This is a genomic window from Peribacillus sp. FSL P2-0133, assembly GCF_037975445.1.
GTDB classification, from domain to species: domain Bacteria; phylum Bacillota; class Bacilli; order Bacillales; family DSM-1321; genus Peribacillus; species Peribacillus simplex_E.
Window position 1 is genome coordinate 3,274,950 of the sequence record NZ_CP150254.1, and the last position, 21,709, is coordinate 3,296,658.

The window sequence follows — 21,709 nt, forward strand, 5'->3', positions numbered from 1 at the left end:
TCTCCGATTATGCTAATGCTGCTATACCTCCGTCAACGATTAAAACATGTCCAACCAAATAATCGGACGCTTTCGAGGCTAAAAAAACGGCGGCTCCTTTTAAATCCTCTTCATTACCATACCGGCCAGCCGGAGTTTGACCTACGATGTCAAAGTTGGATTCTTCAAGGATTTTTTTTGTGATTTTAGTCGGGAAAAAGCCTGGTGCTATCGCATTGACTTGAATCCCGTGTCTAGCAAGCTTAACCCCTAGATCCTTAGTCATTGTTATCACAGCGCCCTTACTTGTGTTATAAGCAATGGTATCCAATACTTCAGGTATCGAACCGCCAAGACCCGACACAGATGCAATATTAATGATTTTGCCGGACTTTTGCTGTAACATGACCTTTGCTACAGCCTGTGAAAACAAGAACGTACCCGTAACATTTACCTTCAACACTTTCTCCCATTTATCCTCAGGAACATCCAATAGCGGGCCTGACCAAGATGTACCGCTATTATTGACAAGAATATCAATGGCACCGAATTGAGAAACAGTTTCTTTTACAACATGTTCGATGTCACTCTTATTGGTAATATCACATTCAAAGGCGATCGCTTTAATTCCTAATGATTGTAGGTGATCACAAACCTCTTTACATACAGAAAGATTGCGTGAGGCAATAACAATATTAGCTCCTGCCTCTGCCAGCGCCAAAGCTATCTGTTTGCCTAGCCCTCTGCCGCCTCCGGTAATAATAGCCGTTTTATTCGTTAAATCGAACAGATTACTTAATGTTGTCAACTTTTCAGCCCTTCCGTTATGAAATATCTATCTTTTTATAAAGCGATTTATATTATTATAGAAAAGCCTATCCATTATGGTGCTTAAAATAGCCTAATGCCTCTGCCTTTTTGTTTCACTAGCTTTATTAATTTTTGCTTTCCATATGAATTCAATATGTATGAGATTACTTCCTGATTTACGAGCAAAATCGAATACATAGCCTGTTTATTCGTTTACACTAAAAGAATATTAAGGAGGTTATAGATATGACGATACATCACTTTCATTTAACCGCCGAATGGCCCGGCGGCAGAAATGATATCGGCACGATTCATTCAGGGAATCTTCAAACACAAATAAGTATTCCTACTGGAATGGAAGGACCAGGGGTCGGGACTAATCCCGATGAAATGCTTCTTGGGGCGGCATCGACCTGCTATATCATTACCTTTGCTGCCCTGTTAGAGCGAGCCCATATAGAAAAGGCGAGCTTGTCCATGCAATCGGAAGCGTTAGTGGATGTTACGAATGGTGTATTCACCTATAAGAAAATCATTCATTGCCCTGCACTTGTATTAGTACCGGGCACTTCTGAAAAAGTGATTAAAAAAGCGAGGAAGCTTGCTGAAAAAGCTGAAACTTCATGTATGATTTCTAGAGCGATAAAAGGTAATGTAGCGGTGGAATTGAATGCGACAATTTCCATAGCACAGCAATCTTGAACAGAAAAAGTGCCTAACCCTATGTCGGTTTAGGCACTTTTTGAACTATTGAATCAAGTTCACTTTATTTTCAACCTCGCGGCACACTTCATCAGCCGTTAAACCATTTGCCTCAATGATGGACGCTTTCAATGAAGTATCGCTTATACCCATCATATTACTTTCCAAACCTGTTACCACACAACAATCCACGTTTTTTGCGTCAGCTTCTTGTTTAATCTCCACAACATCAAAACCTTTTTCGCGAAGTGCTTCCTGAATATTCGTTAATGATTCTTCAACACCGATTTTTGACATCAACACACACCTCCTCTACCCTCTAACCTGTCCTTTTCACCTTCAATATATGTATAGGATGTAAAGGAAATAGGGAAAGTAATATCGAGGTGATAAACATATGAATGGGAAAAACAAGAAGGATGCTTCACAAACTCGTTTAGGTTCTTCTCAGATAGAGGGGCAAGGTACCACTACGAAAGAAACAGGGGCCTTCACTCAACCTTCTTCACTTAAAAAGCAAAAACGTTCCTGATAACAGAGAATCTTAAATCAATCATGGAACTCCGCCTTCATGATACGCAAAAAAACGCTTGGTTTAACCGCCAAGCGTTTTCCTCTGCATGATCCTGTCTTTGCCGTACATTCAATAAGGGTCTTATATATTTTGATTTCTGATTTCCCTTTGAATTTTTAGATCATTCAATTGATCTCCATCAATTGTTTTTGAATCCATTTTTGCTTTATCGGCTTCACCTGGGTTGAAATCACTTGCCCTTAAATTATTATTGGGCGCTGCTTGCTCGTTCCATTTGGCCATCATGATCTCCTCCTCAGTCCTTTATCCTTCCCAAACCTAAGAATATTCATGAATACACCCCATCATTTATTGCAAAGATAGGAATGGAGGTGGTTTTATTGGAACCAAACAAACCCGGCAATAAGAATGTACCGGATTTTAAAGAGTTGAACGACCGTATCATCAGAGAAGCATCACAGAGTCCCCGTTTAGTTATTCAAACAAATTTGGATGCAAAGAATGTAAAGGATGAGAACCCTTATGCGAATCGGATTAACAGTGAAGGATTTTCTGATTTTTTTGAGGAATAAAACAAAACCGGCTTTATAAGCCGGTTTAATTTTAAAAATATTTTTTCTTCCAAAAAATGAATGCCGTCGTTCCAGCCAATGTGATGGCAATTAATAATGTAAAAATGAAAGCAAACCGATTATGTTCAAATGGCAGTTCGACATTCATTCCGTAAAAACTTGCCACCATCGTCGGAAGTGTTAAAATAATGGTCACTGAGGTTAGAAACTTCATGGCATTATTGACATTATTGGAAATGATCGAAGCGAATGCATCCATCATACCGCTAAGAATGGATAGATACACTTCTGCCATTTCGATTGCCTGAGCATTTTCGATGATTACATCCTCAAGCAATTCTTTATCTTCTTCATACATTTTCAAATAATTAAAACGGAGGATCTTATCAAGTACTACGCGATTGGATTTCAATGATGTCGTAAAATAAACCAGGCTTTTTTCCAAAGCAAGGAAAGTGTATAATTCTTTATTTTTCATGGACTGATGCAATTCACGTTCCGCTTCATTAGTCATCTTGTTAATCTGTTTCAGGTATCGTAAATAATAGGATGAAATCTCAAATAATATTTGTAAAGCAAACCTTGTTTTCTTATTAGTGAAAAATCCTTTGATTTTATTGTTTTTGAAATTCGCCAATATCGGTGTTTCTTTCAAAGACACTGTAATGAAACAGTCTTTGGTGAAGATCATACCGATAGGGATCGTTTCAAAGATCGGTAAGTCTGCTTCGTCCCTGGTCAAATATGGGAAGTCGACAATAATTAAAACATTATCATCCTCTTTTTCGATTCGTGGCCTTTCTTCATCATCAAGTGGATCTTTCATGAAATTGATCGGTAATTGCAAAGTCGTGCATATATAATCTATTTCAGCTTCTGTGGGCGCAACAATGTTCACCCAGGAACCTTTTGTCATGTCCTCGATATTGTTTAGGTGACGGTTTTCATCCGTCTTGTAGATTTCAATCATTTCTTGACCTCCTCTTCTATAGAGAAAGCCTTATTTACCTTCTTCGAGCAGATACTCAGGGAGAATAACAGTCTCGACTTCTAGCATCATATTGGCTTCCTCTTTCTTTCTGGGTTCAGGATCATAAGAACTGCTGCTCACTCGTATCCACTTCCTTTCGATTCTTTAATCTTAATCCTTATTCATTTAAAGCACAATAAAGAATTTAATACCATGAACCCCTATTTAGAATTCGCAATTATCTGATTTTTTCATTTGAAAAATATAATAAAAAAAACGCTTGGGTATCCCCAAGCGAGTCTGATTGCATTATCCATGCTTCGCATTATTATAATAGTGAACACCATACATGGCGCCTTCATCTACCATTTTATTATCGTCATGATCATATGGATCAGGGTGACCTGCCTTTTCAATTACGGGATCCAGCTCGGAAGCCTTCCTATTCCAAAAGCCTACTGTTTTTGCTTTTGCATTGGACCATATGTCCTTCACTTTTCCTCTGTTCGTTTTATTCGATAAAAATGAGACTCCGGCAACTCCGACTCCTATTAATACTATGTTTTTTCCTAATGCCATCATTACCTTCCCCCTTATTTATTGACTTGCTATAACTATACCCCGCGCCAGATAATTTAAACCTTTATTTATATGGAGGAATTTGATAAAAGAAATTAGGTTTCATTATTTCATTGTTATATGGCTGATGAAAAACGTGTGTCGTCGCTGGAGACACCGGTGGAATTAACCAGGTCCAGTCCCCCGTTACTTTCCGATTACAAGAGGTTTCTTTTTCTTCGAATTTCTTGAATTGTTTAGCTGCTGTATGATGATCTACAATGCTGACTCCGTGTTTTTTATACGAATGAAGGACTGCTTCATTCAGTTCGATCAGGGCTCTATCTTTCCATAAATTCGAATCGCGCTTAATATCCAAGCCCATCCTCTCCCCGATTTCCGGCAGCATATTGTAGCGTTCTTCATCCGCAAGGTTCCTCGCACCGACTTCCGTTCCCATGTACCACCCATTAAATGGTGCAGCTGAATAAGTAATACCGCCAATTTCCAACCTCATACCGGAAATGATGGGTACCGCATACCATTTGATTTGAAGATCTTTGAACCATTTTAGCTTAGGGTGGGTGATTTGAACTTCTTTAACGAGTCTTTCAGGTATATCATGAAAACTAGGGGTTTTTCCGTCCAATTGGACTACAAGGGGTAAAATATCGAAAGGTCCGATTTTCCCTTCCCATCCTAATGCCATACATTGCTTGGTGAATTCGATTGAACTTGAATCGCCGATTACGCCATGTTCCGTCTCATATCCTGCATATCGAATAAGCTGATGATTCCAAATATCCACTTTTCGATCATGATCTTTCTGTTTGAAAATTGTAATCACAGGTCTGATGCTCCCATTATTCGTAGCATATTCGATATGCTCAAAGAGAGCCGATACTATTCCCTCTTCGCTTTGAATCATCCTTTTATCAATTACCCTCAGCGATTCCCAAAAAAAGCGCCCAATGCAACGATTGCTATTACGCCAAGCTAATTTAGCACCATATACCAATTCTTCATATGTATGTTCATATTTGCCTGTTTCATTTATTTCCTTGTTAATTTGTTCGATCCTGCCATTTATGTCCTCTTCCGTTTTCAATAATTCCGGATAACTTGTCCTGATAAAGGATACGGCCTCTTGCAGTAAATCATTCATCTTTCCCACGGATCCTTCCATTTGCAAAACTTTGACTTCAATATTAAAATAACATATTTTTCATGGTATCTCTAAAGAACACAATTTTTAAAAAGCACATTTTTTTAAAGTGTGGCAATTCTGAGGCGGAAAACTTTTCATGATACTTAAAGTAAGCTCATAAATTTCTTATACTATAACATCTCTAGTAACTAAATAATTATCGGTAAAGTTGTTACATTTGAGGTAAATGGATTATAATATATTAATAATGAGGTGATATGATGAATAATACGACACTTTGTCCACGATTTGAAAAAGGAATGCAAATCTTGAGTAAACGCTGGACTGGATTGATTGTCAATCAATTACTTAAAGGCCCTCAACGGTTTTGTAATATTGAATCTGCATTCCCGATAAGCGGCAGGATTCTTTCTGAACGTTTAAAGGACTTGGAAATTGAAGGTATTGTTAAAAGGGACGTATATCCAGAGACACCGGTCAGGATTGAATATTCTTTAACTGAAAAAGGCAAGGCCCTTGCACCGGTAATGAACGAAATTCAAAATTGGGCACAAGAATGGCTTGAACCAATACAGAATCAATGATATAGGAATTAAAGAATGGAGGAAGGTCTGCCAGCTGCGGACTTCCTCCTTTTTTGTTTAAGCGCCAGCAACTAGTGGTATATTTTTTACAGATAGAATAACACTAGGTTTATTCCAAATTTATGGGCGGTGAATTCATGAAACAAGCAGATTGCATTATTATTGGTGGAGGTATAGCCGGTATTCAGGCAGCCATCCAACTCGGAAGATATAAACATGATATTATCGTCATTGATTCTGCTCAAGGCCGATCTTCGATTGCCAAGGCTTACCATAACATTCTTGGATGGCCTGATGGGGTAAGCGGCAAACAATTAAGGACGCTTGGCAGACAGCACGCTGAAAAATTCGGTGTCGAATTCTTGGATGATACAGTGAAATCTCTTGAAAAAAAGCAGGACATGTTTTTTATCCAAACAAAGAATGACAGGGAATATCAAGCCAAAATGATTTTTCTTGGTACTGGCATTACCGATAACATTCCTCCAATCAAAAACATCTATCCAACTCTTGGGACTTCCACATATATATGCCCTGATTGTGATGGGTATGAGATCATGGATAAGCAAACCGTTGTCATGGGAGGCGGAAATGCGGGCGCGGGCATGGCGCTTACTCTATTATATTGGTCAAAAGATATCATTTACGTAAATCATTTGAAAACAAAAATTGATGATGAGTATAGGGAAAAGTTAAAGGAAAATCAGATTCCCGTAATTGAAGAGGAAGTTTGTGAGGTTCATGTTGATGCCAAACAGCAGTTGACAGCCATACAATTACGATCAGGTAAAATAATCGAAGCTGAAAAGGCATTCACGGCATTTAAAGGTAACAAACTTAATAATGAGCTAGCCTTACAATTAGGTGTGCAAGTAAATGAAAACAATCATGTGGTGATTCATCCACGGACTAAAGAAACGAATATTAAAGGAGTCTGGGCAGGCGGCGACCTCGTTGCCCATTCCGAACAAGTCACCATTTCGATGGGGGATGGTACCCAAGCAGCGATATGGATTCATAAGAGGCTGTTAGGCCAGCCACTTCCTTATGATTGACAACCTGATGGAAAATTAAAAGGCGACCTGTCCACCAGGCCGCCTTTACATGGGAATTTATAAAGCTTTCCACGTTAGCTTTCTATACACATCTATGTTCGATTCCTTCCCTTAAAAACTTTAACCAAAATGAGAATGACCGCGATGATAAGCAAGATATGTATAAATCCTGCAGCCACTTTAAAGACTAAACCAAGAACCCATAATAATATTATTAAACCAATAATTGTCCAAATCATGATAATCCCCCTTCTTCCCTTCTTTAAATGGTTTTTATTTAGAAGCTACAATGAAATTTTCTGCTTACATTTAAATTACCCATATCTTTCTGTAACAAACCTTCACCCTATTTTTTTACATAAAACTGTAAATTCTGTAAATGATAATAAAGAAATAAGGAATCTTCCATATTGAAAAACATCCACCATTAGGAAGAGACTTACAAGCTTTATAGGTTCCACAAAAATCAATTAGAAGGAGTCGTTCATTCATGAAAAAGTTTTTAATCATCTGTCTAACAGCATGTTCCCTGTTCTTGGTTAACCTGAATCATCCGGCTGGACAGGAAAATAAAGCAAAACCGGAAAGTGTCCAATTCACTGAAGCTCAAAAATCGGAAATCGCTAAGATCCAAAAGCAGATACTCGCTGACAAAAAGATATTGATCGAAAAATATGTCGAGTATGGCGCGCTCTCGAAAGAAGAAGCCGATAAAATGGTTTCACATTTTGAAGAACATTATAAAATGATGGAAGAACATAATTTCCAAATTCCGCCGCACCGCCCACATACTCGACACATGCATAAGTAATTGTATGTTTTTTTGCCTATATAGCCTGATAATCCGACCTGATGAATAGGCCGGATTATTTTCATTCTCTTGTCCTTGATAAATAAACATTACGCGTTTACCATTTACTAAAGGATTTATATTTCTCTTTAGCGAAATACATAACTATGAGAAATGAAAGGGTGAAAAGGATGAACAAAATAGGTATAACAGCAAGAGACTTATTTCACTTGAAATCAGTAACCGATCCAAAGCTATCCCCGGATGGCAGCATGGCGATTTATGTCCAAACCAGAATAGATGAAAAAACGGAAAAATACATTTCCAATCTGTATATGTTCAGCCTGATCACGAATGAAACAAAGCAATGGACGTTTGGGGATAATCGTGATACATCACCAGCCTGGTCCCCCGACGGCAAGCATATCGCCTTTATATCGGACAGATCTGGTAAAAAACAAGTCCACATTATCGGGAGCATTGGTGGGGAAGCTCGACAGCTGACACATTTCGTTAACGGCGTAACAAAGCCTATTTGGTCTCCTTGTTCCACCAAGTTGCTGCTTTCAACCGGATTAAAGGTGGGCGAAAACCTTAATACGGTTAAGGAAAATGATTTGTCCAAAGAAGTTCATAGGTATGACCGGATTAAGTATAAATGGGATGGGAGAGGCTATTTTGATCAGTTATATCAGCAGCTGGTTATAGTGGAAATTTTTAAGGGAGATTCCACATTGCTAACGGAAAACAATATTGATCATCATCCGAATGCATGGTCCCCAGACGGACAGCATATTGCATTCATAAGCGGGGATGCAGAAAGAAGTGATGATGAACTTTTTTCCGATATTTTCATCATGGAACTAGAAACGAAAGCTTTAGAGAGGATAACGGATGGCAAAGGGTTCTTTAGAGATCCGAAATGGTCACCAAATGGCGAATATATATCTTTCATTGGCCATAATAAAGAATTTGCCGGTGCCACCTTTTCAAATATCTGGTTATATTCCATTTTCGATCAAACGACACAGTGTTTGACCGATGGATGGGACGTCCAAATTGGAGATTCCGCAATTGGGGATTTCCAAATCGGAGCCGTCGACCCAGGTATCTTATGGACAAACGATAGCCAAGGCTTTTACTTTTTAATAAGCGATTACGGAAATACCGGAGTTTATTATGGTTCCATTGAAGGAGCCATGTATCCATCGATCCTTGACCCGCAGCATATTTACGGCTTTACTATAGATCCCGAAAGCCATCGTGCTGTCGTAGCCATCAGTACACCTGTTCATCCCGGCGATCTCTTTACTTATAACCTTACCAATGGCGATAAACAACAAATCAGTTTTGTTAATGAGGATTTTTTGAAGGATAAACATTTGTCCATGGCTGAACCCATTACATTTCCATCTGTTGATGGACTTACCATCCACGGCTGGATCATGAGACCGACCGATTTTAATGGTAATCAAAAATATCCGCTCATTTTAGAAATCCACGGCGGTCCGCATATGATGTATGCCAATACCTATGTTCATGAATTCCAGACCTTGGCTAATGAAGGGTATACTGTATTGTTCACTAACCCGCGCGGGAGTGTAGGATATGGCCAAGACTTCGTAAATGCCTGCCGGGGCGATTATGGAGGCATGGATTATAAGGACTTAATGGCTGGAGTTGATCACGTTTTAGCTTCGTATGATTTTATCGAGCATGAAGATTTAGGGGTATCCGGAGGAAGTTATGGAGGGTTCATGACAAATTGGATCATTGGACATACCAACCGCTTCAAGGCCGCTGTGACTCAGCGTTGCATAAGTAACTGGCTAAGTTTTTATGGGGTCAGCGACATTGGCTATTATTTTACAGAGTGGGAAGTAGGCGGCGATATCGTTAACTCTTCTGAAAAATTATGGAAGCACTCTCCTTTAAAATATGTTTCCAATGTGAATACCCCTTTACTTTTACTTCACGGGGAAAAGGATTTCCGCTGTCCCATTGAACAGAGCGAGCAATTTTTTGTCGCTTTAAAACGGCAAAAAAAAGAAGCAGTGCTTGTTTCATTCCCAGATGAAACTCATGAAGTATCCCGAAGCGGATCTCCAAAAATGCGCCTGCAACATGTTGAGGAAATCAAAGGATGGTTCAATAAGTATCTTTAAAAACAAAAACTCTGTTAGCAAAAGCTAACAGAGTTTTTGTTTTTAGTGTTGAATTTGGTCTCTGTCCTCGGAAATTGAACTTAAAGCATTTCCCGCCATTGAATTTGTCTGTTGGTGTACAGCAAGATCACCTAATGCCACGACTCCCACCAGCTTGTCATTCTCAATGATAGGGAGCCTTCTGATTTGTTCGGTAGCCATTAACTCTTCAGCTTCATCCACTGACATATCAGGCGTACCTGTTACAAGGTTCGTGGAAATGACATCAGTAATTCTAGTTGAATTCGGCTTTTTCTCGGCAACACAGCGAATGACGATATCCCTGTCTGTGATGACACCAATTAAATGGTTATTCTCCAATACAGGAATGACACCAACATCTTCATTCTTCATTTTGACTGCCGCTTCATATATATTATCTTCCGCAGTGCAACAATCCACGTCTGTTGTCATGATATCTCTTAATGTAGTCACGGAAATCCCTCCATTTTCATAAGTTGCTTGTTTATTTTTGACTTCTGAAGAGAAATTATTCATGGAACACGTTTATGCTTCATTCCACATATTTCCCATGATCCGGTTTAGCTAATGAATCGAATTCCTTTGCAAGCTTTGATAAACCCATTTCCAGTTCTTGCCCTTCAACAGGATACCCGTGCCCCGTTATGGCAACAGCCGGCTTTATACTTTCCAATAACTTTACAGATTCTTTTGCAGCCTTCCAATCGGTTGTCAAATACCGCGGTGGGCCCGCTATTTCTTTCTCCTGAGTGATTACCTTGTATAGGGAATCTTGCCTGACATTCACAAAAGCATCTCCAGCAATCAAACTTCGGTCACTTTCACGGAAAAGTGAAATATGTCCTTTTGAATGGCCAGGGGTGTGAACCCATTTCCAATCACGAAGCCCGGGAACACTATGATCATCAGGCAATGGCTGAACTTTTTCATCAAGGTTGATTCCCTCATTCGGAAAAATCCATGAAATTTTTGCGACCATCCCTCCTTCAACAGCAGGGTCCGGATTGGGGTAATTTTCCTGTCCCGTTAAATAAGGCATTTCTTTTATATGGGCATAAACTGGAGCTTTCCAATACTCCATTAACTCAATCAGTGCACCAACATGATCGAAATGTCCATGTGTCAAAATAATAGCAGCTGGTGGATTTTGTGGTCCATATATTTTTTCAGCAGTTTTCTTTATTACCTCTGCTGTGCGTGACATCCCTGCATCTATAAAATACCCATTTATCATCTTTGGGTGACCCTATAAAAATCACATTAACGATTTGGACGGAAAGACAATGTATATTCTAAATTTATTATATGTACTTCACCACTGGAGACTGAAGTCATTGGCATCAATTTTTCATTCAAATGATTATCATCCATTTATAATCCTCCTAAATTTGAACATACTTTTTTTAAAAGGATACCCTGTACAAGAAAATAAAAAACAACCTACTATTTGTATAGGCTGTTTCAGGCAGAAAACAAATTCGAAGAAAAAACAAGTTTGCATGCAGTTTTTTATTTTTGGCTCTGTTAAAGCAAAATGTTGATTATTTGATACTTACCCGAATACTTAGTATTATGGATATAAGAACAAATATTCGGGAGGTAACGAAAAATGAGCAAAGCGTTTAGCAATTTACTAAAGCACATTGATAAATTACCAAATACGAAAAAAGAACAAGTATATCAATGGGTAAAACGCTATGTTCAGCCTTCTTCCTCTGTCGGTGGTCGTCTAATCAACGAAATGAGAGAAACTCGTTTCAAAGAAGGGTTTGAATGCCCTCATTGTGCATCTGGACACGTTGTTCGGTTCGGAAAATATAATGGTCGCCAACGTTATCGTTGTAAATGTTGTAGTAAAACCTTTACTGATACGACTAACACTGTTTTATATTGCCCGAAAAGGAGACGAGTGGATTACATTTGTTGAATGTATGTTTAAAGGTTATTCCCTACGAAAATCGGCTGAATTTGTAGGGGTTACTTGGGTTACACTTTTCTATTGGAGACACAAGTTGCTAAACGCTCTCAAACAAATGGACTTTGAACATTTTGAAGGTATCGTTGAAATTGACGAGACCTATTTCCTATACTCTGAAAAAGGAAAACGAGGCATTACAGACCGAAAACCTCGAAAGCGTGGCGGAAAATCTAAACATAGAGGTATCAGCCACGAGCAAGTTTGCGTTCTTGTTGCCAGAGACCGTACCAAAGCAACTGTTTCTAAAGTTGCTTGTATGGGGCGAGTTGTGAAAGATAAAGTAGATAAAATGATTGGTTCTAAGTTAACCGCTGACAACGTACTTGTAACAGATGCTTGGAGAGCCTATAAAACGTATGCGAAAGAAAAAGGATTAGAACATTATAGAATTAAATCCACTGATGGTAAGTACGTTCTCAAAGGCTTATATCACATTCAAAATGTCAATGGTCTCCATTCTCGTATGAAACAATGGATAGACCGATTAAAAGGTGTGGCTACCAAATACCTCGACAATTACCTCGCTTGGTTCTTGTTTATTGATAGTCGTAGTAACGAAAGTACGAGACATAATATCAAAGAATTTTTATTAAAATCATTTGTATTTGAAATGATGACAGATACTTATGATAGTTTACGCTTGTCAAAATTCAATTTGTAGTCCATATTCGACTAACGAAGTACATTTGGAGTGGTAAAGTGGAAATATATATTAGAGAACAAGTGTATTCTTTTAATCAAGAACACGACTTTTTGGTAAATCCTTCACCTAAGACAGTATACGAAATTGATGCAGAAGACATTGGGATTGAGGAATTCTTTATCCTATTTTTCTCCAGCTTAAATCAGTTTCCGTTGTTTATTACCTTTGAATGGTATGACTGGGATGTTGATGGAATGAGAGACCAGTTAGATAAACTTGGGGTAATTTATACGCATAAGTTCGTCCCTCAAAAAACAGCATATAGAATGACCGAATATGGAGAAATCCATTTCGATATATTGATTTTTAGTGTCGAGGTTAAAGATAAAAATCAACTATCTGAAATTATTTATAAATCCCTTATTCCATATCATCTCTTTATAATTTCAAATCAGAATAATGTAACATTTGGTGAAAGGTTTGACCAAGAGGACGGCGTAAAGTTGAATATGAATGAATCTACAACTTTTTGTAAATTGGAATACGATATCCCCTCTACCTATTTGGTAACAAACCAATTGAAAAATATGGATGAATTGATTGCTGTTCTTCCTGAAAAGTTAAAAGTTGTGAAAGAAGATTAAGTTATCTTGTTAAACAATCGCACCCGTAGTTTAACAATAATAGGGGCAAGCCTGATAAAAGGGGTTTACCCTATTTAATATTCAAATTTCAACATTAACATATAACAGAACCTTATTTTAAAAAAAGTTGCAGATGATTTCAGAAATCCACTCCCTTTCCGCCTACTGTCTGCCAAGCCTCATCAAAGCATGCGTCTGTGGGGTCTCGGCTGACAGTTATTCGGCAGGAGTGTCACCAATTTCTTCATCCAGTGAGTTTTCAGTTCCTATAAAACAGTAAAAAATAAATCAGTATAACCAAGTCTTGTTTTAAAAATCATGGTAATCATTCCCACGATAAAATCGTGAAAAGGATACGGGATGACCGTTCCGATCCCCATAAGGTCGACAAATTCGAAGAAAGACCAGTTTACCTGCAGTTTTTTTATTTTTAAAAAGGTTGCAGATAATTTCAGAAATCCGCTCCCTTTCTGCCGAGACCCCGCGAGCATCTAGCGGGGTCTCGGCTAGCCATTAAACCGAGTCTTCTTTTGAAATCCGGTCCGGTGTGCGACACTTCCGGAAGCCCTTTTGTAAACAAACTGAAACAACCAATAATTTATATTGGCTGCTTATCAGTATACATCCCTCCGGGTAAATACTGTAAAAGATACAATTAAAGCAAGAGCCCACCAAACGAGCAAGGTAATGACAGATGATAATAAAGTCATCCCTTCTATCGGTGGAGCCGTCCCGCTAATATAAGCGGTCAACTTCAAATTCACCATAAAGAAATATTTCGCTGATTCCCATGATGAAACCATATTGTTCAATATAGCCCCGGAAATTAATGCAGCCAGCATGATGCCCATGCCTGCAGGGGTGCTCCTCACTAAAACCGAAAGCATGAAAGAAAGGGTCCCTACAACTACCGCCACCAGCCAGACAAGTCCTAAATCCATCAATAGGAATTTCCATTGTTCAACTAACCTTACTTGACTGACATCCACATCAGCACCATTCAATTCGAATCCGGTTATTACGGGGGCTCCCCATCCTTGATAACCGAAAACGATTCCTGATAAAAGGTAAGACAATAAGGCTGTCATCGCAACGATAATCGAAACCGATAATAATAATGTTACATATTTGCTCAATAAGATTTTCCAGCGCTCCACTGGCCTTGTCAGCAGAAGCTTGATCGTGCCTTGTCCATTTTCGGAAGAAACCAAATCACTGGCCACAATCATGATCAACAGCGGAATGAATAAATCGATTGAATTTTCCAAAAACATGCGTGTAAAAGTAGCTGCGCCTGGTTCTGAGGGATTGATATCATGATCGAGATAATATTGCTGCTGCTTCAGACTTACTTGCAGCTGTTCACGCCACTCATCCAGCATCCTATTCGAGCCCAACCGATTTTGAGTATCAATGATTTGCTGCTGAAGAGCTGCACGCCAATCATCAGTTCCCAACTTCTCCCGCTGCTCTTCCACTTGTTTGTATTGGGCATATGTAAACATCAACACTAAAATTCCAACGATGATACCGATTATGATCAGCCGCTTTTTTGCCAACATCTTCATCATTTCATTTTGGACCAAGTTATTCAATGCCTGCACCTCCGACACCGGTAACTTGCAAAAACAACTCTTCCAATCCCGGGAGCTTTCGATTCATTTCATGTACCCTCACCCCTGCATGGTTAAGTGCAGCATTCCATTCAGGTGTTTTGAGTTCATCATAAGCTGTAATGATATATTTTTGATCTAAGGTAATATCGGTGAAGCGGCTAAGAATTTCCACTCCTTTTTGAATAGGTTCCACCCGCCAAATTATCCGCTCCTGCGCGGATAATAAGCTTTCCACTGTATCCGTTTTAATAATTTCCCCGCCTTTAATAATTGCGACCCTGTCACAAAGTTGCTGTATTTCACCTAATAAGTGTGAAGAAACCAGAACACTCATACCTTCTTCTTCAGCCAACTTCCTGATGAATTGTCGCATTTCACGGATTCCGGCAGGATCTAGACCGTTAGTGGGTTCATCCAAAATTAACAGCTTAGGGCTGTTCAGCATTGCCTGCGCGATTCCTAAACGCTGCCTCATCCCTAACGAATAGGTCTTCACTTTATCGTGAATTCTCGCTTGCAGACCAACGAGTTCAACAACCTCGATCATTCTTGTTTCATCGACTTCAGGTAACATTCTTGCAAAGTGGAGCAAATTATCCCACCCACTCAAAAATGGATATAACTCTGGATTTTCAACGATGCAGCCCATTTGCTTCATAGCCTTCGTAAATTCCTGACGAACATCATACCCGCATATATGGATGGAACCCGAGGATGGCTTAATCAATCCGACCAACATGCGGATTGTCGTCGTCTTCCCTGCTCCATTCGGTCCTAAAAAGCCGAAAACCTCACCTTCATGCAACTCAAAATCTATTCCTTTAATAATTTCCCTTTTGCCAATCTTTTTTCTCAAGTCCCTAACAGACAATGTCACCTTTTTCATCGTTCCACATCCTCCCATTTTATTAAAGGAGCAACTCTATCAGCAATTAAACGATACCCCTTCTTATTAGGGTGAAAATTGTCCGAATACAAATACTCATTTACCGACAATTGAAATAAATCGAATGTTGGAACGAAAATTGCATTGTCATAATGAGCCACGACTTCTGCCGTTTCATTATTCCAGTCCCGTACGATGCGGTTCGTATCAAAGTCTTTATCCAAATCTATAAATGGATTATACAGGCCAAGCAACAAAATAGTAGCGGAATCATTGACTTTATTTATATCTTTAAAAATTTCATGTAAATTTCCCAAGAAATTCTTTTGTGATACGGATGTAGCCTCACGATCATATTCAAGCAGGGTCTTCCCTTTTTGAAATAAATCGTTACCCCCGATTGTAACTAAAATAACATCAGCTGCCTGGATTTGGCGCTTCACTTCCGGTTGTTTCACTTGCTGCACCAATTCGTTAGACACTTGTCCATTAATTCCGAGGTTATGAATGATTGGTTTTCTATTATATTGACTCTTCAAATCTTCAACAACAAGTCCAACATAGCCTTTGCCTGTTTCATCACCTGTGCCACGTGTTAATGAATCGCCTATCGCCACTACCGTAAAATCATCGGGAAGATCATTTTTAAAGGGAGTTTCTTCAATTACTTCCATATCGGATGATTTTTTTCCATAATGGTCCATTATCGCCCATCCTAGGCAAAATACAAAAAACAGGCCGATAAGAGCTGATACGATGGTAGTAGCCAACACTTTTGGTTTACTCAAAAACACTCACCCTTCCATTCATTCTCTATCTTCCATTCATTCTCTATCTTCCATTAAATCATATTATTTCCAAAAACAAAAAAGCGTTTACTTATGGTTAAAATTCCCAATAACTTAATTATTAACAGCATTTCTTTAATAAACCGCACTCTTCCCCTCTTATCAATAAAAAAGACAGAATGGGACTCATTTAATCCCTTTCTGCCTTTTTTTGATTTACTGTTTAATCGATTCCTTACCAACTACGGAATTCCCTTTGATTTTGTCTACTCTTTTTGACCCGGAAACATTATGCCACACACTAAAGATGGCACCCGGGACGGCCTCTAGTGAAGAGAAATGAACTGTCGTTAATGCAGCACCTAAACCTGAGTTTTGCATGCCCACTTCAATTGATTTTGATCTTCGTATGGAAGTTTTAACAATTTAGCAGCAAGAAAACCAAGTAATAATCCAAACGAATTATACAGGACCATCACTCCGAATATAGCAGGCCCTGATTTAAGTATCTTCTCCTTATTAGAACTGGCCACTCATCATTTTTCAATTATACCTAAGGGTTTCCCCATTACTTTTAAATTCTTTTCTAACCTCATGAGCCAAATTGTAAGCAGCATCCCGATTAGTGTGAGTAAACCATAAAATAAATAGACTGAATATATCCCTGATTTTTCCAATATTATCCCGCCGCTGAAGGTACTGAACCAGTTCCCCAAACCGTTGCCAATGGCCGAATAAAGCGTTATTGCTGTTACTGTTATACGTGCAGGGACAACTTCCCTGATATATTGTAAAGCTGCTGGAATGAATAAGCCAAGTGAAAACCCTTGAATTATCGAAGTCACATATACAGTAGCCAAACTTGGTTCGGTGAAGTACAAACCCCAGCGGACCAATGAAGCAGTGCCAGCCAATAAGGTAATTGGCAGCAGGCCTATCTTATGAATCCAGGCACCTGCCATTCTCATAAAGGGGATTTCCGATAATACAGCTAATAGGAACGCAATGCCAATTCCTGTATATGTTCCTCCTCTTGCCTCGACAAACAAACCATAGTATACATTATTTGCAAGATTAGGACCAAAAAGCAAGAACGTTATAGCAAGAAAGATAAGAAAACGTTTCATGGTGATCAATTCTTTCATGCCACCGAAAAGTTTCACTTTTCCCCCAGGTGGCTCTTCGGGCAAACGAAGAGCCAGACTAGCCGCGATCAACAGGCCGAAGAAAAAGGCATAAAATATGACGGAAGGACCCATGAAGGATTCAGATAACTTTCCCATTACAAAAACCGCCACACCGTAACCAAGTGATCCGAATAAACGGATTTTCCCATAATTCGATTTGATTTTTGTTGTATATTGAAGGGTGATGCTATCAGAAACTGGTATTATCGCACTTTGAAAGATGGCCAAAGCGATTGCGACGGATACTAAAAGGAAATAGTGTTCGAACAGCAAGTAGCCTAAACCGAATACACCAGCAAGAAACGATGTGATTGCAAGTATTTTTGCTGGTCTTCCGCTCCAATCACAGACAATTCCCCAAAAAGGTTGAAAAACGATCATCACTATCGGTCCAACAGACATGATCGTACCTATTTCAATACCGGATAAACCTGCCTCATTGGCCAAATAAACCCTTAATAGCGGTGTTAAACTTCCCACTGCAAAAAAAGAAAAAAGGTAAAATACCTTCAAGCTAATAATATTGACATGCTTTTGTTTTTCCAAATCCAGTTCCCCCACGTAGACATCTTCTACAAAGTTGTTGATTTTTTTCATTGCTACCTATTAGGCATTTTAAATAGGGAGCACGATATTAAAGACTGTTCCTTTATTGACTTCGCTCTCGACAAAGACATTTCCCGAATGGCTTTCTATGATTTTAAAGCTGATCATGAGACCTAACCCATTACCAGATTTTTTCGTTGTGAAAAATGGTTCTCCGAGTCTCTTAAGCTGCTCTGGCGGCATCCCAATTCCTGTGTCGGTAATGGATATATGCACATTATCCTCTTTAAGTTCAGTAATGACTTTTATGAACCCACCGTCAGGCATAGCTTCCATACCATTTTTAATGAAGTTCAATATGACTTGTTTTAACCGATTCTCATCACAACGAACGAGGATTTCTTCATCATTACAATCCGAAATCAGCGTGATGTTCTTCTTCCTGGCTTCAAACTCCGTCAAAGATACAACGTTTTGAATGATCGACACAAGATTTTTCGTTTCCAATATCAATGCCTGTGGTTTGGCCAATTGTAAGAACTCTTCAACTATCTCATTCACACGATTGATTTCATCCATGATTATTTCTAGATATTCTTGTTTATTTTCGTCCGTTTCATCCAATTGCAAAAATTCCGTATACCCTTTCATGGAGGTCAGCGGATTCCGTATTTCATGTGCCACCCCAGCAGCAAGCTGACCGACAGCGGCTAATTTATCCTGCCGATGGAGCATCTCTTCAGATTGTTTACGCTCAGTTATGTCATATCTAAGTGCCAAAAACTGAAATGGCTTTCCTTCTTCGTTGAAAAATGGAACAATTGTTGTATCGACCCAATAAAAACTGCCATCTTTCGCCTTGTTTCTAATTTCACCTTTCCAAACTTTCCGTTCATGGACGGTCTTCCACATTTGTTCAAAGAATTCCTTTGAATGGTATCCAGAATTAACCATTTTATGGGTCTGGCCTATCAATTCACCTTTCCCATAACCTGAAACCTCCGAGAACTTTTCATTCACTTCAATAATGACTCCTTTATCATCAGTTATCGCCACAATCAAAGATTGGTTGATTGCATAATGCATATCTTCTAGTTCCTTGATTGACCCCTTTAAAGCATTTTCTGCTTTTTTACGACTGGAAATATCCGAACGGATGGAAATATATTGATATGGTTTCCCCTTTTTCATAAAAGGAACGATAGTTGTGTCCACCCAATAAACATTACCATCTTTAGCCCGATTGCATATTTCACCATGCCATGTTCTCCCTTGGCTGATCGTTAGCCATAAGTCAGTGAAAAATTCTTTTGCATGATAACCAGAATTGATTATGGAATGATTTTTCCCTATTAGTTCATGTTTTTCATATTGTGATATTTCCAGGAATTTTTCATTAACATATGTAATAATTCCTTTTGCATCCGTGATGGCGACGATTGCCGATTGATCTAAAGCATAACGGATATCACTCACAGTATTATCGCTTTTTGCTAACCGACGGCCTACGATCGTACTTGAAGCTATCAAACTGGCAAGAATGAATAATGAAACGAAGCACGTAAGATAAAGCATAAATGGAGTGAGTGGAACAAATTCACCCGTTTCATTTTTAACGTTCATCGGTAACACTCTCACAAAAAGATAATAGCCTTCAATGATTGCCCCACTCATCATGAGCGTACTGACTGGCTTTAGCGAAGATTGACTTAATTTATTAAAATAAAATAATATTGCAAGCGCTGCTACAAATAAAATAAAGATACTGAAAAGCGTACTGAGAACCGACAATGGGCTAAAATGCAAAGAGTGATTTAAAGATGATGTTCCCATTATATAATTGGATAAAATGGCCATCGTAAACATGAAGCCGCAAAAAACAATTTGCAGGACTTGTGTTTTATACGAAATGGCCAATAACCCAACGCCTGCGAGAGCTATCGCTAATGCTAACGAAAAAATTATTGTAGAAAAGTTGTATGCTGCCATTCCTGAATTATCGAGGGTGTATATGACCACAAAATTAAGCGTCCAGATAGCCACTCCCATAGAGCAGCTGCTCCCTATATATACCAGGCGTTTATATCTCTCTATCGTCAGTAATGTTGTAAGTAAATCCAAGGCCGTATAACACGCCATTATTATCAATAGTACTGCAATCATAAAGAGGACAGGATTTGATGCCACAATTGATTGTTCCATTTTTTTACTTGATCACCTCTACCGTTCTATTCTCCTATATTGTAATGTAAATTCAAAGGACCTCAAAGGTTTTTTATTTCCTTACTCCTGTATATTTACACTCTGATTCTTTCTGCGCACCCCCTTTCTCAAGAAAATGCAGGTTTTTTCATAAAATCAATAAAATAAGAAATACTATTGTTTTGTATGGAGTAGAATATAAATACATGATAATGACAAGCATCCACAACCCTGCTTCATCATTGCAGGACATGATCAATATTACCAATAATTATTCAGGAATATATTAATCAGAATGTTAATTTCTTTATTTAATTATACCTATAGGTTTATAATTAAATAGAACTTATATAGAGAGAAGGAGTGGGGGGCATGATTATGTCAGACCTGGCAGGTGCAAGCACAACAGAAATTATGCAAAAGAAGACCCAGCATAAAAAATTAACACTTAGACAAATTTTACAGAGAGGTCTTTTAATTACAATCGGTGCGGTTTTAATGGCTGTCGGCCTCGAGATTTTTTTAGTGCCGAATAACGTAATCGACGGGGGCATAACGGGTATATCGATTATGTTATCTTACATCACTGGATGGAAGCTTGGAATCTTTCTTTTCATTTTGAATCTTCCTTTCTTTTTTATCGGTTATAAACAAATCGGAAAAACCTTCGCATTATCTACCCTTTATGGAATTTTAGTCCTTTCCATTACCACTACATTGCTTCATCATGTACCAGCTTTCACTCAAGATATCCTCCTAGCGTCCGCTTTCGGCGGAATGATTCTTGGCATTGGTGTTGGAATGGTCATTCGATATGGCGGCTCATTGGATGGTACAGAAATACTTGCTATTCTCGCTAGCAAGAAGCTCCCTTTTTCCGTTGGGGAGATCGTCATGTTTTTTAATTTATTCATCCTTGGCAGTGCGGGCTTCGTATTCTCGTGGGATCGTGCCATGTATTCGATCATAGCTTACTTCGTGGCATATAAAACAATGGATATCGTAATCGCAGGTTTGGACGAATCCAAATTCGTTTGGATTATAAGTGATGAATTTAATGATATCGGCGAAGCGATAATGAATCGTCTTGGACGGGGCGTAACCTTTTTAGCTGGCGAAGGTGCTTATTCCGGTGATGATAAAAAAGTCATCTTTTGTGTAATAAACAGGCTTGAGGAAGCAAAACTTAAAGAAATAGTCAAAAGCTTCGATCCATCTGCATTTCTTGCCGTAGGGGATATCGCGGAAGTTCGAGGCGGTCGATTCAAGAAAAAAGATATCCACTAACCTCACCTGCTTTTTGCTTCATC

The 21,709-nt window shown here is 38.8% G+C and carries 22 protein-coding genes and 3 pseudogenes; 10 read left to right on the forward strand and 15 right to left on the reverse strand.

All coding sequences use genetic code 11. From position 1 onward, the window contains the following. Positions 1-7: 7 nt before the first annotated feature. Positions 8-787, reverse strand: coding sequence for an SDR family oxidoreductase (locus MKY17_RS15590; RefSeq protein WP_053346465.1), 780 nt, complete (start codon positions 785-787; stop codon positions 8-10). A 248-nt stretch (positions 788-1,035) separates the two neighbouring features. Here MKY17_RS15590 and MKY17_RS15595 point away from each other — a divergent pair, with 248 nt between their 5' ends. Continuing rightward, the gene (locus MKY17_RS15595; protein WP_098369434.1) at positions 1,036-1,491 is read left to right on the forward strand and encodes an OsmC family protein; all 456 of its coding nucleotides are present in this window, start codon (positions 1,036-1,038) and stop codon (positions 1,489-1,491) included. 45 nt (positions 1,492-1,536) lie between these two features. On the opposite strand, the gene MKY17_RS15600 is transcribed toward MKY17_RS15595, so the two are convergent. Next, positions 1,537-1,788, reverse strand: a complete 252-nt coding sequence (locus MKY17_RS15600; RefSeq protein WP_098369433.1) for a YkuS family protein — start codon at positions 1,786-1,788, stop codon at positions 1,537-1,539. A gap of 100 nt (positions 1,789-1,888) precedes the next feature. On the opposite strand from MKY17_RS15600, the gene MKY17_RS15605 reads away from it, so the two are divergent. Next, positions 1,889-2,023 (forward strand): YuzL family protein, encoded by a 135-nt coding sequence (locus MKY17_RS15605; protein WP_098369432.1) that lies wholly within the window; start codon positions 1,889-1,891, stop codon positions 2,021-2,023. 123 nt (positions 2,024-2,146) lie between these two features. Here MKY17_RS15605 and MKY17_RS15610 read toward each other — a convergent pair whose 3' ends face one another. Continuing rightward, the gene (locus MKY17_RS15610; protein ID WP_339200155.1) at positions 2,147-2,311 is read right to left on the reverse strand and encodes a hypothetical protein; all 165 of its coding nucleotides are present in this window, start codon (positions 2,309-2,311) and stop codon (positions 2,147-2,149) included. A gap of 80 nt (positions 2,312-2,391) precedes the next feature. On the opposite strand from MKY17_RS15610, the gene MKY17_RS15615 reads away from it, so the two are divergent. Then, positions 2,392-2,598, forward strand: a complete 207-nt coding sequence (locus tag MKY17_RS15615; RefSeq protein ID WP_339200156.1) for a hypothetical protein — start codon at positions 2,392-2,394, stop codon at positions 2,596-2,598. A 31-nt stretch (positions 2,599-2,629) separates the two neighbouring features. Here MKY17_RS15615 and MKY17_RS15620 read toward each other — a convergent pair whose 3' ends face one another. The 3 genes from MKY17_RS15620 to MKY17_RS15630 all read right to left on the reverse strand — a co-directional run bounded on the left by MKY17_RS15620 (position 2,630) and on the right by MKY17_RS15630 (position 5,291). Beyond that, positions 2,630-3,568: a magnesium transporter CorA family protein gene (locus MKY17_RS15620; RefSeq protein WP_098369430.1), complete on the reverse strand. Its 939-nt coding sequence runs from the start codon at positions 3,566-3,568 to the stop codon at positions 2,630-2,632. Between the two features lie 309 nt (positions 3,569-3,877). Then, positions 3,878-4,150 (reverse strand): hypothetical protein, encoded by a 273-nt coding sequence (locus MKY17_RS15625; protein ID WP_286176849.1) that lies wholly within the window; start codon positions 4,148-4,150, stop codon positions 3,878-3,880. Positions 4,151-4,211: 61 nt separating this feature from the next. After that, on the reverse strand, positions 4,212-5,291 hold the full coding sequence (locus tag MKY17_RS15630; RefSeq protein WP_098369626.1) for a nitric oxide synthase oxygenase: 1,080 nt from the start codon (positions 5,289-5,291) through the stop codon (positions 4,212-4,214). Positions 5,292-5,554: 263 nt separating this feature from the next. On the opposite strand from MKY17_RS15630, the gene MKY17_RS15635 reads away from it, so the two are divergent. Continuing rightward, positions 5,555-5,878 (forward strand): winged helix-turn-helix transcriptional regulator, encoded by a 324-nt coding sequence (locus MKY17_RS15635; RefSeq protein ID WP_098369429.1) that lies wholly within the window; start codon positions 5,555-5,557, stop codon positions 5,876-5,878. Positions 5,879-6,015: 137 nt separating this feature from the next. Beyond that, entirely contained in the window at positions 6,016-6,933 is a 918-nt protein-coding gene (locus tag MKY17_RS15640; protein WP_098369625.1) for an NAD(P)/FAD-dependent oxidoreductase, read from the forward strand. A 92-nt stretch (positions 6,934-7,025) separates the two neighbouring features. Here MKY17_RS15640 and MKY17_RS15645 read toward each other — a convergent pair whose 3' ends face one another. Then, positions 7,026-7,172, reverse strand: coding sequence for a lmo0937 family membrane protein (locus MKY17_RS15645; RefSeq protein ID WP_141993711.1), 147 nt, complete (start codon positions 7,170-7,172; stop codon positions 7,026-7,028). A gap of 251 nt (positions 7,173-7,423) precedes the next feature. Between MKY17_RS15645 and MKY17_RS15650 the strand changes: the two genes are divergently transcribed. Together MKY17_RS15650 and MKY17_RS15655 are read left to right on the forward strand one after the other, a co-directional pair. Then, positions 7,424-7,744 (forward strand): YckD family protein, encoded by a 321-nt coding sequence (locus tag MKY17_RS15650; protein ID WP_098369428.1) that lies wholly within the window; start codon positions 7,424-7,426, stop codon positions 7,742-7,744. A 170-nt stretch (positions 7,745-7,914) separates the two neighbouring features. Beyond that, complete coding sequence (locus MKY17_RS15655; protein ID WP_260398128.1) at positions 7,915-9,888, forward strand: S9 family peptidase; 1,974 nt, start codon at positions 7,915-7,917, stop codon at positions 9,886-9,888. 42 nt (positions 9,889-9,930) lie between these two features. On the opposite strand, the gene MKY17_RS15660 is transcribed toward MKY17_RS15655, so the two are convergent. Both MKY17_RS15660 and MKY17_RS15665 read right to left on the reverse strand, forming a co-directional pair. Beyond that, a complete protein-coding gene (locus MKY17_RS15660; protein ID WP_098369624.1) occupies positions 9,931-10,362 on the reverse strand; it encodes a CBS domain-containing protein in 432 nt (143 codons plus the stop codon). Between the two features lie 79 nt (positions 10,363-10,441). Next, a pseudogene (locus MKY17_RS15665) lies at positions 10,442-11,280 on the reverse strand (MBL fold metallo-hydrolase). A 238-nt stretch (positions 11,281-11,518) separates the two neighbouring features. On the opposite strand from MKY17_RS15665, the pseudogene MKY17_RS15670 reads away from it, so the two are divergent. Together MKY17_RS15670 and MKY17_RS15675 are read left to right on the forward strand one after the other, a co-directional pair. After that, a pseudogene (locus MKY17_RS15670) lies at positions 11,519-12,548 on the forward strand (IS1595 family transposase). A 38-nt stretch (positions 12,549-12,586) separates the two neighbouring features. Beyond that, positions 12,587-13,174 (forward strand): hypothetical protein, encoded by a 588-nt coding sequence (locus MKY17_RS15675; RefSeq protein WP_098369426.1) that lies wholly within the window; start codon positions 12,587-12,589, stop codon positions 13,172-13,174. A 614-nt stretch (positions 13,175-13,788) separates the two neighbouring features. On the opposite strand, the gene MKY17_RS15680 is transcribed toward MKY17_RS15675, so the two are convergent. The 6 genes and pseudogenes from MKY17_RS15680 to MKY17_RS15705 form a co-directional block, all read right to left on the reverse strand. Then, entirely contained in the window at positions 13,789-14,769 is a 981-nt protein-coding gene (locus MKY17_RS15680; protein WP_144527818.1) for an ABC transporter permease, read from the reverse strand. Further along, a complete protein-coding gene (locus MKY17_RS15685) occupies positions 14,762-15,676 on the reverse strand; it encodes an ABC transporter ATP-binding protein (RefSeq protein WP_098369423.1) in 915 nt (304 codons plus the stop codon). Before MKY17_RS15685 ends, MKY17_RS15680 begins: the two co-directional genes overlap by 8 nt. Then, the gene (locus tag MKY17_RS15690) at positions 15,673-16,464 is read right to left on the reverse strand and encodes an SGNH/GDSL hydrolase family protein (protein WP_142323927.1); all 792 of its coding nucleotides are present in this window, start codon (positions 16,462-16,464) and stop codon (positions 15,673-15,675) included. The genes MKY17_RS15685 and MKY17_RS15690 overlap by 4 nt, the downstream gene beginning before the upstream one ends. A gap of 216 nt (positions 16,465-16,680) precedes the next feature. Continuing rightward, positions 16,681-16,997: pseudogene (locus MKY17_RS15695) on the reverse strand (hypothetical protein); the annotation flags it as partial. 3 nt (positions 16,998-17,000) lie between these two features. Continuing rightward, the gene (locus MKY17_RS15700; RefSeq protein ID WP_339200157.1) at positions 17,001-18,197 is read right to left on the reverse strand and encodes an MFS transporter; all 1,197 of its coding nucleotides are present in this window, start codon (positions 18,195-18,197) and stop codon (positions 17,001-17,003) included. 69 nt (positions 18,198-18,266) lie between these two features. Further along, complete coding sequence (locus tag MKY17_RS15705) at positions 18,267-20,399, reverse strand: PAS domain S-box protein (protein ID WP_098369420.1); 2,133 nt, start codon at positions 20,397-20,399, stop codon at positions 18,267-18,269. 372 nt (positions 20,400-20,771) lie between these two features. Here MKY17_RS15705 and MKY17_RS15710 point away from each other — a divergent pair, with 372 nt between their 5' ends. Then, a complete protein-coding gene (locus tag MKY17_RS15710) occupies positions 20,772-21,686 on the forward strand; it encodes a YitT family protein (protein WP_230303410.1) in 915 nt (304 codons plus the stop codon). Positions 21,687-21,709: the final 23 nt, after the last annotated feature.

Coding starts and splice junctions, on each gene's coding strand:
- MKY17_RS15595 (WP_098369434.1), top strand. CDS start 1,036: ATGACGATACATCACTTTCATTTAACCGCCGAATGGCCCGGCGGCAGA.
- MKY17_RS15600 (WP_098369433.1), bottom strand. CDS start 1,788: ATGTCAAAAATCGGTGTTGAAGAATCATTAACGAATATTCAGGAAGCA.
- MKY17_RS15605 (WP_098369432.1), top strand. CDS start 1,889: ATGAATGGGAAAAACAAGAAGGATGCTTCACAAACTCGTTTAGGTTCT.
- MKY17_RS15610 (WP_339200155.1), bottom strand. CDS start 2,311: ATGATGGCCAAATGGAACGAGCAAGCAGCGCCCAATAATAATTTAAGG.
- MKY17_RS15615 (WP_339200156.1), top strand. CDS start 2,392: ATGGAGGTGGTTTTATTGGAACCAAACAAACCCGGCAATAAGAATGTA.
- MKY17_RS15620 (WP_098369430.1), bottom strand. CDS start 3,568: ATGATTGAAATCTACAAGACGGATGAAAACCGTCACCTAAACAATATC.
- MKY17_RS15625 (WP_286176849.1), bottom strand. CDS start 4,150: ATGATGGCATTAGGAAAAAACATAGTATTAATAGGAGTCGGAGTTGCC.
- MKY17_RS15630 (WP_098369626.1), bottom strand. CDS start 5,291: ATGAATGATTTACTGCAAGAGGCCGTATCCTTTATCAGGACAAGTTAT.
- MKY17_RS15635 (WP_098369429.1), top strand. CDS start 5,555: ATGAATAATACGACACTTTGTCCACGATTTGAAAAAGGAATGCAAATC.
- MKY17_RS15640 (WP_098369625.1), top strand. CDS start 6,016: ATGAAACAAGCAGATTGCATTATTATTGGTGGAGGTATAGCCGGTATT.
- MKY17_RS15645 (WP_141993711.1), bottom strand. CDS start 7,172: ATGATTTGGACAATTATTGGTTTAATAATATTATTATGGGTTCTTGGT.
- MKY17_RS15650 (WP_098369428.1), top strand. CDS start 7,424: ATGAAAAAGTTTTTAATCATCTGTCTAACAGCATGTTCCCTGTTCTTG.
- MKY17_RS15655 (WP_260398128.1), top strand. CDS start 7,915: ATGAACAAAATAGGTATAACAGCAAGAGACTTATTTCACTTGAAATCA.
- MKY17_RS15685 (WP_098369423.1), bottom strand. CDS start 15,676: ATGAAAAAGGTGACATTGTCTGTTAGGGACTTGAGAAAAAAGATTGGC.
- MKY17_RS15705 (WP_098369420.1), bottom strand. CDS start 20,399: ATGGAACAATCAATTGTGGCATCAAATCCTGTCCTCTTTATGATTGCA.
- MKY17_RS15710 (WP_230303410.1), top strand. CDS start 20,772: ATGATTATGTCAGACCTGGCAGGTGCAAGCACAACAGAAATTATGCAA.